Source organism: Staphylococcus sp. GDX8P114P-2, assembly GCF_017892945.1.
Taxonomy (GTDB): Bacteria; Bacillota; Bacilli; order Staphylococcales; family Staphylococcaceae; genus Staphylococcus; species Staphylococcus arlettae.
The window spans coordinates 176,011-189,206 of sequence record NZ_JAESMB010000018.1; the positions used below are offsets into that span (position 1 = coordinate 176,011).

A 13,196-nucleotide genomic window follows, 5' to 3' on the forward strand; every position below is an offset into this window, starting at 1 on the left:
CAATGAGAAAAACAAAAATTGTTTGTACTATTGGACCAGCATCTGAATCAGAAGAGATGTTAGAAAAACTAATGAAAGCAGGAATGAACGTTGCAAGACTGAACTTTTCACATGGTGATCACGCAGAGCATCAAGCTAGAATCGATTCAATTCGCAGAGTATCAAAACGTTTAGGTAAAACTGTAGCAATTTTATTAGACACAAAAGGTCCTGAAATCCGTACACACAACATGAAGAATGGTGGCATCGAATTAGAAAAAGGTACTGAAGTTATTGTTAGTATGACTGAAGTAGAAGGTACACCAGAAAAATTCTCAGTAACGTATGATAATCTTATTAATGATGTCGACGAAGGTTCATATATTCTATTAGATGATGGTTTAATTGAATTACAGGTAAAACAAATTAATAAAGATCAAAATGAAGTAGTTTGTGATGTGTTAAACACTGGCGAACTTAAAAATAAAAAAGGCGTTAACTTACCAGGTGTTAAAGTTAATTTACCAGGTATTACAGACAAAGATGCAGAAGACATTGTATTCGGTATCCAACAAGAAGTTGACTTTATCGCTGCAAGTTTTGTGCGCCGTCCAAGTGATGTATTAGATATCCGTAAATTACTTGAAGATAATAACAATGAAACAATCAGCATTATTCCAAAAATTGAAAACCAAGAAGGTATCGATAATATCGAAGCGATTCTTGAAGTTTCTGATGGTTTAATGGTTGCACGTGGTGATATGGGTGTTGAAATTCCACCTGAATCAGTACCAATGGTGCAAAAAGACTTAATTAGAAAATGTAATAAATTAGGTAAACCAGTTATTACTGCAACGCAAATGTTAGATTCAATGCAACGTAACCCACGTGCTACAAGAGCAGAAGCTAGTGACGTAGCAAATGCTATCTATGATGGTACAGATGCAGTAATGTTATCTGGAGAAACTGCAGCTGGTTCTTATCCAGAAGAAGCTGTTAAAACAATGAGAAATATTGCGGTTTCAGCTGAAGCAGCACAAGACTACAAAAAATTACTTTCTGACCGTACCAAATTAGTACAAACGTCATTAGTTAATGCTATCGGTGTTTCTGTGGCACACACTGCTTTAAACTTAAATGTAAAAGCAATTGTTGCTGCAACTGAAAGTGGTTCAACAGCACGTACAATTTCTAAATATCGTCCTAAATCAGACATTATTGCTGTAACTCCAAAAGGATCTACAGCTCGTCAGTGTGCTTTAGTATGGGGCGTTTATCCTGTAGTTAAAGAAGGACGTAAAACAACTGATGCATTATTAAATAATGCAGTTGCTACTGCAGTTGAAACTGAACGCGTAAATAATGGTGACTTAATTATTATTACTGCAGGTGTACCAACTGGTGAACAAGGTACTACTAATATGATGAAATTACACTTAATAGGCGATGAAATTGCAAGTGGTCAAGGTATTGGTAGAAACTCAGTAGTTGGACATACATTGGTAGTTAATAGTGCAAGTGATTTAGAAGGTAAAGATTTGTCTGATAAAATCATTGTAACGAAATCTGTAGATGAAACATTAGTACCTTATATAGAGAATGCTATTGGTTTAATTACAGAAGAAAATGGTATTACTTCACCTAGTGCGATTATTGGTTTAGAAAAAGGAATCCCAACAATTGTAGGTGTTGACAATGCAACTACTGAAATTCAAGATGATGCATTTGTTACTGTAGATGCGAACCAAGGTAAACTTTTTGAAGGTTACGCAAACGTACTATAATTAACAATTAATTAAGAGAAAAATTGAGTTGAAAGCTCATACTGAAAAACGACTAATCCGTTTAAATGCGGATTAGTCGTTTTTTTATTAAATATTATATTTATGTTGAAAATTGTCTTGTTGCACATGTACATAGACTTATTAATTAAAGTAGGGACTGTACAAAAACCCCCTATACTTAGACCAAACATAAGATCTAAGTATAGGGGACAAATTATAATTTATTTTGCAGATTGATTTAGCATTCGTTTGTAACGTAAATACATTAATGCAAGTATGATAAACCAAATTGGTGTTAAGAATACGGCTATTCTAGTATCAACATTGACAAATAATAGGCAAAATACAAGGAAAAAGAACAGTAATATTGCATAGCCCATATATTTACCACCTTTTAATTTATATTGTGCTGTTTTATGTTGTTCTGGGTTGTGACGATGATAATTAATATAAGCGATAGTAATCAATGCCCATACAACAATAAATAGTACGGTTGAAACGGTTGTTACATAAGTAAATACTGTTGTTGCATTTGGAACAATATAATTCAATAACGCTGCAATTAGTAATAACGCTGAAGAAACAATAATTGCGATGTGTGGAACACCGTTTTTATTCGTCTTAGTGAAAATAGGTGGTGCTTGTTCTTGATTAGATAGACCGAATAACATACGACTATTTGAAAATATTCCACTATTACAAGATGAAGCTGCAGCTGTTAAGACAACAAAATTAATAATACCCGCTGCGAAAGGAATACCTACGATAGCAAATAATCTAACGAATGGACTTTCTTCAGGATTAACTTGCGCCCAAGGAATAATTGACATGATGACAGCTAATGCTCCTACATAAAAGACTAAAATTCGTAATGGAACACTGTTGATCGCTTTGGGTATTGTTTTAGTTGGATCCTTTGTTTCACCTGCAGTCACACCAATTAACTCTATTCCAACAAATGAGAATACCGCCATTTGGAAAGACATCATAAAACCGCTAATACCTTTAGGGAAAATCCCGTTATTATAAAGGTTTGTCAGCGATGCATGTCCGAATTCTGTTTTATAAGCCATAACAATCATCACTATACCAACAATAATTAATGCAATAATGGTCACAATTTTGATAATGGCAAACCAAAATTCAAGTTCACCGAATAAACGAGCGCTTAATAAGTTGAAAACCATTAACACAAGGACACAGAATAAAGCACTCACCCAGTTCGGTATTTCAGGAAACCAGAAACTTACATATTGAGCAACTGCAGTAACTTCAGCCATTCCAGTAATAATCCAGCATAGCCAATATGTCCATCCAGTGACGAACCCAGCAAAAGGTCCTATGTATTCATTCGTAACATCAGCAAAAGATTTAAAGCCGGTATTTGAAACTAAAATTTCGCCTAAGCCTCTCATAAACATGAAAAGCATGAAACCAATAATAATATAAGTCAATAAAATTGATGGACCGGTTAATGCTATGGTTTGACCTGCGCCAAGAAACAAGCCTGTACCTATCGCTCCCCCGATAGCAATAAGTTGGACATGTCGGCTATTTAATTCTCTATTTAGTTGTTGTGCCATAGTTTAAACTCCCTTAGTTTATTTGTGTTTATAATTATGCTACTCAAAAGCGAATAATACAACTGTTTTTATAAGTATGTAGCAATTACATTTTAGTAAATCATTTTTTATTGTTATCAAAGATGATAACTATTTAAAAACCTATAAAAATTGAAGAAACCAGTAATTACTATTAAAATGGAGATATAGCAATCTACTATTTTGTGGAAAGTTGAAGATGTAAGTATGTAAAACTAATTTCTTATGAAATTACTCAAGTATACAAACATGGGTATTCACAAATTGTATTTGATTGGATATAATAATGTTTGTAAGCCATTTCATAATGAAATAGAAAAGGGGAATTTTAATATGGCAAACATACAAAGAGGCTTGGAAGGGGTACTTGCTGCCGAAACAAAAGTAAGTTCAATCATTGATAGTCAATTAACATATGCGGGCTATGACATCGATGATTTAGCTAATCATGCCGAATTTGAAGAAGTTGTATTCTTATTATGGCACTATAGGTTACCAAATAAAGAAGAGCTTAGTGAACTAAAATCTAAATTATTTGAATATATGACATTAAATCCTAGAGTGTATAATCATTTCCAAGAGTACGCGACTGATGATGTACATCCTATGACAGCTTTAAGAACTTCTGTTTCATATATTGCGCATTTTGATGAGCATGCTGAAGAGGAAGATGAAAGCCAAACAATGGAGCGTGCGATTCGAATTCAAGCAAAAATTGCTTCTTTAGTCACAGCTTTTGCAAGAGTACGAGAAGGAAAAGAACCTGTAAAACCAAGTGAAGACTTAAATTATGCGGGCAATTTCCTATACATGTTAAGAGGAGAACTTCCAACTGATATCGAAGTTGAAGCATTTAACAAAGCGTTAGTTTTACACGCGGATCATGAATTTAATGCTTCTACATTTACAGCAAGATGTGCTGTATCATCATTATCAGATATGTATTCTGGTATCGTTGCTGCAGTAGGATCATTAAAAGGACCATTACACGGTGGGGCAAATGAACGTGTAATGAGTATGTTATCTGAAGTAAAATCAGTGGATGAAGTTGATTCATATATTGATAAAAAGATTCAAAACAAAGAAAAAATAATGGGCTTCGGTCATCGTGTATATAAAGATGGCGACCCAAGAGCGAAATTCCTTAAAGAAATGAGTAAAAAAATCACTTCTGAAACAGGCCAAAGTGAATTGTTTGATATTTCTGTGAAAATCGCCGATAAAATGAAACAAGAAAAGAACTTAATTGCTAATGTTGATTTTTATAGTGCGACAGTGTACCACAGTTTAAATATCGATCATGATTTATTTACACCAATATTTGCGGTAAGCAGAACATCAGGCTGGATTGCACACATTCTTGAACAGTATCAAGATAATAGAATCATGCGTCCACGTGCACAATATATTGGAGAAACAAACAGAACATACTTACCGATAGAAGAACGATAATAAAAATAAATTATACACACTAAATTTGGAGGTTTTTTGACATGGCAGGAGACAAAATTGTAAAAAATAACGACGGGTTATCAGTACCTAACCAACCAATCATTCCATATATCATAGGTGACGGTATTGGACCAGACATTTGGAAAGCGGCAAGTCGTGTTATTGATGCAGCCGTTGAGAAAGCATACAATGGCGAAAAACAAATCGAATGGAAAGAAGTATTAGCTGGTCAAAAAGCTTATGATGAAACAGGTGAATGGTTACCTAAAGAAACGTTAGATACTATTAACGAATACTTAATTGCTATTAAAGGGCCATTAACTACACCAATTGGTGGTGGGATTCGCTCTCTTAATGTAGCATTACGTCAAGAATTAGATCTATTTACTTGTTTACGTCCAGTACGTTGGTTTAAAGGTGTACCATCACCTGTTAAACGTCCTGAAGATACAGATATGGTTATTTTCCGTGAAAATACTGAAGATATTTATGCTGGTATTGAATTTAAAGAAGGTACTCCTGAAGTTAAAAAACTTGTAGATTTCTTACAAAATGAAATGGGTGCTACTAATATTCGTTTCCCAGAAACATCAGGTCTTGGTGTTAAACCAGTTTCAAAAGAAGGTACAGAACGTTTAGTTAGAGCTGCTATTCAGTATGCTTTAGACAATAACCGTAAATCAGTTACTTTAGTTCATAAAGGTAATATCATGAAATTTACAGAAGGTGCTTTCAAACAATGGGGTTATGATGTTGCACATAATGAATTTGCTGATAAAGTATTTACTTGGCAACAATATGACCAAATCGTTGAAGATGAAGGCAAAGATAAAGCAAATGCAGCTCAAGAAGAAGCTGAAAAAGCTGGTAAGATTATTATTAAAGATTCAATTGCTGATATTTTCTTACAACAAATCCTAACACGTCCTGCAGATCATGACGTAGTAGCTACAATGAACCTTAATGGTGATTATGTATCAGATGCATTAGCTGCACAAGTAGGCGGAATTGGTATTGCACCTGGTGCAAACATTAACTATGAAACTGGACATGCTATTTTCGAAGCAACACACGGTACAGCACCAAAATATGCAGATTTAAATAAAGTAAATCCATCATCTGAATTATTAAGTGCAGTATTAATGTTAGAACATTTAGGTTGGCAAGAAGCAGCAGATAAGATTACAGATTCAATTGAAAAAACAATTGCATCTAAAGTTGTAACATACGACTTTGCACGTTTAATGGACGGAGCTAAAGAAGTATCAACTTCTGCTTTTGCTGATGAATTAATTAGTAATTTAGATTAATATAATTTTATTTACAAGCCCAACTAAGTAGTTATTATTTAGTTGGGCTTTTTAATGACTTTCTTTATGTAGTTAGGTGATAAATAACCATATCAGTTTAAAAAATTTAAAATAATGTTAAGATATTATTAAGAATTGTTTGAGCTACTACTTCTAGGGAATTATGAAAATAGTAATAAAGCACATACTGTGAGTGTTGCATGGAAATCACGATTATTGTATATATATTGCGAATCATATATTTTGTAAAATTTGTGTAAAAATATTATAATGTGTGTTATTTTTATTAAATTTTAAGTTATAATTAAATTGTAAACATAAATATGGAGGTACACTATGTCACAAAAAGTACTTGTAGTAGATGATGAACAATCAATCGTAACGTTACTGAAATATAATTTAGAACAAGCAGGATACATAGTAGAAGTAGCATATGATGGAGAAGAAGCATTAGAAAAAGTTAGCAACACCAATCCAGATTTAATTGTCTTAGATGTTATGCTACCTAAAAAAGATGGTATTGAAGTGTGTAAATCAATACGAACTGACAAAAATTTAGTACCTATTTTAATGTTAACAGCAAAAGATGATGAATTTGATCGTGTATTAGGTTTAGAGCTCGGTGCAGATGATTATATGACAAAGCCATTTTCACCTAGAGAAGTTGTTGCTAGAGTGAAAGCAATCTTACGTCGTTCTGCAATGATTGCCGAAGCTGAACCGGCTGGTATTGATGAGGATGACATAATTATTGGGTCTATTAGAATAAAACCAGAATATTTTGAAGTTTATCGAAATGATGAATTACTTGAATTAACACCAAAAGAATTTGAATTACTCTTATATTTAATTGAACGTCAAGGCAGAGTAATTACACGTGAGCATATGTTGAATTCTGTTTGGAATTACGAATTTGCTGGAGATTCAAGAATTGTAGATGTACATATTAGCCACTTAAGAGATAAGTTAGAAGAGAACCCTAAACAACCAAAGTTAATCAAAACAGTGCGTGGTTTGGGTTATAAAATGGAAAGACCTAAGGTTTAATGCTTAAATTTCACCAACGGCTATTGTTATTATTATGTACGATTACAATTGTGAGTTTTATTGCTTTAGGAGCAATTATTTCTCATGTGATTTATTCTACTGTTGCAGTAGGACAAGAAGGAGATATGGAAAAGAAAGCACGTCACTTTGTACATTTGTATAAAAACGATAAACAACATGAATTAGAAGCACTTGCTGAAAACGAAAATTTGACTATTAAAATTATGAATAGTAAAAAGTCATTATTTTCGCATCAAGATGACGTCAAAATTAATCAAGCAATTTTAAATGAAGCCAACCCAACAAATTTAATTTATGACGAAGTAAATAGTGACCGAAGATTTACTTTTAAGAGTGATGTGGATGATTATCGTGTATTAATTAGTGGCGTCAATAACGAAATTATTGAATTGCAAATTCAATTGTGGAAGTATATATCGCTCATTGGCTTGTTTGTATTAATTATTATATTTCTAGTCGTGCGCAGTATTGATCGAACTTATATTAGACCAATTAATGAAGTGACGTATGCTACTAATCTGCTTGCAGATGGTTATTACCATGTCCGTGTACCAGAAAGTAATGTGAAAGAAACGCGAGAATTATTTGTTACTACAAATGAATTAGCACGTAAGTTGCAGCGTTTAAATCATAAACAAAAATTACAGTCCAATCGTTTAAAAACTACAGTAGAAAATATTCCAAGCTCTATTTTAATGATTGATAAATATGGTGAAATAGTTGTTGCTAATAAAACGTATTATGAGGTATTTACACCTGAAGAAACTGCAGAACATAAAAGTTATGTAGAGTTTATTGATCCAGCAATACATGAGCTGATTACTGAAGCTTTTAAAGTTGAAAAACCAATTTACGAACAAGTGAAGTTAAATATAGGACAAGTGCATGAAAAATATTTCGATGCAGCGTGTGTTCCAATTTTATCTCGGACTAAAAAGAATTTATATGGCATGGTTATCGTATTACATGACATTACAAATTTGAAGAAATTAGAAAATTTACGACGAGAATTTGTAGCTAATGTGTCTCACGAATTGAAAACACCTATTACTTCTATTAAAGGATTTGCTGAGACGTTATTGGACGGTGCGAAAAATGATCCGCAATCATTAGATGATTTCTTGAAAATTATTTTGAAAGAATCAGATCGAATTGAAACATTAGTTTTTGATTTGTTGGATTTGTCGCATGTTGAGCAACAAACTGAATTGGAAACTGAGTATATTAGTTTGACTGACATTGTAGAAACAACGATTGAAAATGTTTATACTATTGCCGAGCAGAAAAACATTAATATAATCAGAGAAATTACACCTGATATTATAATTGATGCGAATGAAGGAAAAATTGCCCAAGTAGTATTAAACTTGTTATCTAATGCAATTAGCTATTCTACAGTAGATAGTGATATTATAGTACGCGTCTATAAAGATGGACATAAGAGTATATTAGAAGTAGAAGACTTTGGTATGGGCATTAGTGAAGAAGATCAAAAACATATATTTGAGCGGTTCTATCGTGTCGACAAAGCACGAAGTAGAGATTCTGGTGGTACAGGTCTAGGACTATCAATTACGAAACATATTATAGAAGCACATAATGGACGTATTAGTGTGAATAGTCAATTGAATGAAGGATCGACGTTTAAAGTAGTGTTTTTTGATGTGCAATAATTAAATAAGAAAGTTATTAAAATGTGGGAGTAAAACGTGAAATCAAATTGTGACTTTGGTTTCTGTCTTACTCCTGCTTTTTATATAAATTCATATAACGAATCAGTACGGTATCAATTAAGAATATGATAAAATGTATATCAAAACAGTTCTGGAGGTTAATATGGTGAAAAAGTTAATTTTAATAGATGGTAATAGTTTAAGCTTCCGTGCTTTTTATGCATTACCATTATTACAAAATAAAGCTGGCATCCATACAAATGCAGTGTATGGCTTTGCAATGTTATTAGAGAAAATCATAAAAGATGAAGCACCGACACACTTTTTAGTGGCTTTTGATGCAGGTAAAACAACTTTCAGACATGAAACTTATGGAGAATATAAAGGTGGTAGACAAAAAACACCACCAGAATTAAGTGAACAATTTCCTTATGTTAGACAACTTTTAGATGCATATGGTATAACACGTTATGAATTAGACAACTATGAAGCTGATGATATTATCGGTACGTTGAGTAAGGAAGCAAATGATGCAGATTTCGAAACTATTATTGTTACTGGTGATAGAGATTTAACACAATTGGCAACAGATAAAGTAACGATTTATTATACTAAAAAAGGGATAACTGATGTTGATCATTATACTCCAGAGTTTATAGCTGAGAAATATAATGGTTTATCACCTGAGCAAATTGTTGATATGAAAGGTTTAATGGGCGATACATCAGATAATATTCCTGGTGTTGCAGGTGTAGGCGAGAAAACAGCGATAAAATTATTATCGCAATTTACAACTGTCGAAAACTTATATGACCATATAGATGAAGTTTCTGGTAAAAAGTTAAAAGAAAAGCTAGAACTAAGTAAAGACGATGCGTTAATGAGTAAGAAACTAGCAACGATAAATTGTAATAGTCCTCTCAAAGTCTCACTGAATGATACAGCTATGCCACAAGAACAAGATGAAAGTGAAAAAATAGAATTGTTTAAAAAACTTGAATTTAAACAATTACTAGAACAATTAGATGTTGATAGTGGTCAGAGCCAAGAAGAGCAATTAGAGTTAGAGGTAATGACAGATTTTTCAGCAGTTAATTTTTCTCAATTATCAGAGGCGACAATTCATATTGAATTGGAAGATAGCAATTATTTAAAAGATGCTATTTTGAAATTCGGTTTGTATGATGGCGTAAATCATGTTGTGATAGATGCTACAACACTAAGTCAGCACAGTGAGTTAGTAGCATGGCTCGAAAATGAAGAGACTAAAAAAATAGTTTACGATGCTAAAAAAACATACGTTGCTGCCCATAGATTAGACATAAATATTAAAAACATTGTGTTCGATGCGATGTTAGCATCTTATATTATTGACCCATCAAGAGCGATAGATGATGTTCAATCAGTAGTGTCACATTACAATCAACACTTTGTACCATCAAGTGTATCGATTTATGGAAAAGGCAAAAAACGCCAAGTGCCAGAAAGTGAAACGTTAAATGATTATGTCGCAGCTATTATACATGCTGTTTATCAAGCAACGTCACACATGCAAGCACAATTAGAAGAATTTAATCAAGTTGCGCTATTACAAGATATGGAATTACCATTAGCACGCATCTTAAGTAACATGGAAGAGACAGGTATATACACAGATGGACAAGCATTAAAAGAAATGGAAATAGAAATACAACAGAAATTAGATACACTTATTGCCAATATACATGATGCGGCAGGAGAGTCATTTAATATTAACTCACCTAAACAACTTGGAGTTGTGTTATTTGAAACATTAGAATTACCTGTCATTAAAAAAACTAAAACAGGTTATTCAACTGCTGTTGATGTCTTGGAACAATTACAAGGTGAACATCCTATCATAGATTATATTTTAGAGTATCGTCAGTTATCTAAATTACAATCGACGTATGTTGAAGGCTTGCAAAAAGTTATTAGCGAAGATAATCGTATTCACTCTAGATTCAATCAAACATTAGCACAAACAGGTCGTTTGTCCTCAGTAGATCCAAACTTACAAAATATTCCAGTACGATTAGAAGAAGGGCGACGTATTAGAAAAGCGTTTAGACCTACATCAAAAGATAACGTAATTTTGTCTGCGGATTATTCACAAATTGAATTAAGAGTGTTAGCGCATATCACGCAAGATGATAGTATGATTCAAGCTTTTAAAAATAATGAAGATATTCATACTGCAACAGCGGTTAAAGTTTTTGATGTATCACCAGATGAAGTTGATAGTTTGATGCGCCGACAAGCAAAAGCAGTAAATTTTGGTATTGTGTACGGCATTAGTGATTACGGTCTAAGTCAAAGTCTCGGTATTACTAGAAAGCAAGCAAAACAATTTATAGATGATTATTTAGATAGTTTTCCTGGAGTTAAACAATATATGCAAGATATAGTAAAAGATGCTAAAGCTCAAGGATATGTAGAAACACTATTGCATCGTAGACGTTACATTCCAGATATTACTAGCCGTAACTTTAACTTGCGTAGTTTTGCAGAAAGAACGGCAATGAATACACCAATTCAAGGCAGTGCAGCTGATATTATTAAATTAGCTATGGTGAATTATGATCAAGCCATTCAAGATCAAACATTTAACGCAACATTATTATTACAAGTTCACGATGAATTAATATTTGAACTACCACGTGATGAAGTAGAAGAATTTAGTAAATTTATAGAAGATATTATGGATAATGCATTATCACTTGATGTACCACTTTTAGTAGAAACAAGTTACGGTGATACATGGTATGATGCAAAATAGAAAGAAGGAATAATATGCCAGAACTTCCAGAAGTTGAACACGTCAAACGTGGCATACAACCCTATGTCGTAGGTGAAAAGATAAACCGCGTCATATTTTCATCTAAAGTTATCGAAGGTAAAAAGCAACAGCGTGAAACAATTATTAAAGGTATGGCTTTAGATACGTTCCAAACCTTTACGGAAGGTTATGTCATCGATGCTATCGAACGACGCAGTAAATACATTGTATTTCATTTAGAAAAAGATGGCGCGACGCGTATTTTGATTAGTCATTTAGGTATGGCTGGTGGATTCTTTATTGTAAATCATGTAGATGATATACCAGTCGAAAATTATCGTAAGCATTGGCACGTAATCTTTGAATTGAGTAATGGGAAACAATTAGTTTATTCGGATATTCGACGATTTGGAGAAATACGTAATGTTCCATCCTTCGAAGCATACCCGTCATTTTTACAAATTGCGCCAGAGCCTTTTGATCATGACGCGTTAAATTATTATTTAGCGTGTTTTGATCACAAACGTTATTATGATAAACCTATTAAACAAATGATTTTAGATCACCGTGTCATCTCTGGTTGTGGTAATATATATGCTTGTGAAGCGCTATTTCGTGCAGGTATTCATCCAGCTAGAAAGACTCAAGATTTAAATCATCAAGAACGAGAAATGCTGTTTTTATATGTTCGAGAAGTACTTGAAGAGGGTATTAAAAATGGTGGAACAAGCATTTCAGATTATCGTCATGCTGATGGTAATACTGGTACAATGCAACTACATTTAAATGTATATAAACAAAAGACATGTAAGGTGTGTAATTCGATGATTGCTACCCAAGTTATTGCGACGAGAAATAGTCATTTCTGTCCAACATGTCAAAAATAAAGGAAGCGTGAGAAAGATGCCGAAAGTTATAGGACTAACAGGTGGGATTGCAACCGGAAAATCAACTGTAGCTGAATTATTAGAAATCCATGGTTTTAAAATCGTTGATGCAGATGTTGCCTCTCGAAAAGCTGTTGCTAAAGGTAGTGAAGGTTTAGCCCAAGTTAAAGCAGCATTTGGTGATGAGGCTATTGCTGAGAACGGGGAAATGGATAGACAGTATGTTGGCGATATTGTGTTTAATTACCCTGAAAAAAGATTGGAACTTAACGAAATTGTACATCCTATTGTTAGAACAATTATGGATGAAGAAAAAGATCAATTTTTAGCAGAGGGGTACAATGTCATTATGGATATTCCTTTACTTTATGAAAATGACTTACAAGAAACTGTTGATGAAGTATGGTTAGTTTATACATCAGAAAGTATCCAAATAGATCGATTAATGGAAAGAAATGATATGTCACTAGAAGATGCTAAAGCACGTGTGCTAAGTCAAATTTCCATTGATAAAAAACGACGTATGGCTGATCATGTCATCGATAATCGAGATTCTAAGCTCGAACTTAAACAAAATTTAGAGCAGTTATTAATTGAAGAAGGTTATTTAGATAGCAGTGAGTCATAAATTAAAAAATCACTATG

Annotated in this window: 9 protein-coding genes; 8 read left to right on the forward strand and 1 reads right to left on the reverse strand. The window is 33.1% G+C overall.

What is annotated here, in order from left to right:
• Positions 1–2 precede the first annotated feature (2 nt).
• On the forward strand, positions 3–1,763 hold the full coding sequence (gene pyk / locus KA845_RS11330) for a pyruvate kinase (RefSeq protein WP_002510246.1): 1,761 nt from the start codon (positions 3–5) through the stop codon (positions 1,761–1,763).
• A gap of 221 nt (positions 1,764–1,984) precedes the next feature.
• On the opposite strand, the gene KA845_RS11335 is transcribed toward pyk, so the two are convergent.
• Positions 1,985–3,346: an amino acid permease gene (locus KA845_RS11335; RefSeq protein WP_002510247.1), complete on the reverse strand. Its 1,362-nt coding sequence runs from the start codon at positions 3,344–3,346 to the stop codon at positions 1,985–1,987.
• A gap of 351 nt (positions 3,347–3,697) precedes the next feature.
• Between KA845_RS11335 and KA845_RS11340 the strand changes: the two genes are divergently transcribed.
• The 7 genes from KA845_RS11340 to coaE all read left to right on the forward strand — a co-directional run bounded on the left by KA845_RS11340 (position 3,698) and on the right by coaE (position 13,179).
• Complete coding sequence (locus KA845_RS11340) at positions 3,698–4,816, forward strand: citrate synthase (RefSeq protein WP_103387821.1); 1,119 nt, start codon at positions 3,698–3,700, stop codon at positions 4,814–4,816.
• 41 nt (positions 4,817–4,857) lie between these two features.
• On the forward strand, positions 4,858–6,126 hold the full coding sequence (gene icd, locus KA845_RS11345) for an NADP-dependent isocitrate dehydrogenase (protein ID WP_002510249.1): 1,269 nt from the start codon (positions 4,858–4,860) through the stop codon (positions 6,124–6,126).
• A gap of 336 nt (positions 6,127–6,462) precedes the next feature.
• The gene (locus KA845_RS11350) at positions 6,463–7,173 is read left to right on the forward strand and encodes a response regulator transcription factor (RefSeq protein ID WP_002510250.1); all 711 of its coding nucleotides are present in this window, start codon (positions 6,463–6,465) and stop codon (positions 7,171–7,173) included.
• On the forward strand, positions 7,173–8,867 hold the full coding sequence (pnpS, locus tag KA845_RS11355; protein ID WP_103387822.1) for a two-component system histidine kinase PnpS: 1,695 nt from the start codon (positions 7,173–7,175) through the stop codon (positions 8,865–8,867). Before KA845_RS11350 ends, pnpS begins: the two co-directional genes overlap by 1 nt.
• Before the next feature lie 166 nt (positions 8,868–9,033).
• On the forward strand, positions 9,034–11,664 hold the full coding sequence (polA, locus tag KA845_RS11360; RefSeq protein WP_031266816.1) for a DNA polymerase I: 2,631 nt from the start codon (positions 9,034–9,036) through the stop codon (positions 11,662–11,664).
• A 14-nt stretch (positions 11,665–11,678) separates the two neighbouring features.
• The gene (gene mutM, locus KA845_RS11365) at positions 11,679–12,551 is read left to right on the forward strand and encodes a bifunctional DNA-formamidopyrimidine glycosylase/DNA-(apurinic or apyrimidinic site) lyase (protein WP_002510253.1); all 873 of its coding nucleotides are present in this window, start codon (positions 11,679–11,681) and stop codon (positions 12,549–12,551) included.
• A gap of 16 nt (positions 12,552–12,567) precedes the next feature.
• Complete coding sequence (coaE, locus tag KA845_RS11370; RefSeq protein WP_002510254.1) at positions 12,568–13,179, forward strand: dephospho-CoA kinase; 612 nt, start codon at positions 12,568–12,570, stop codon at positions 13,177–13,179.
• The last annotated feature ends 17 nt before the right edge of the window (positions 13,180–13,196 follow it).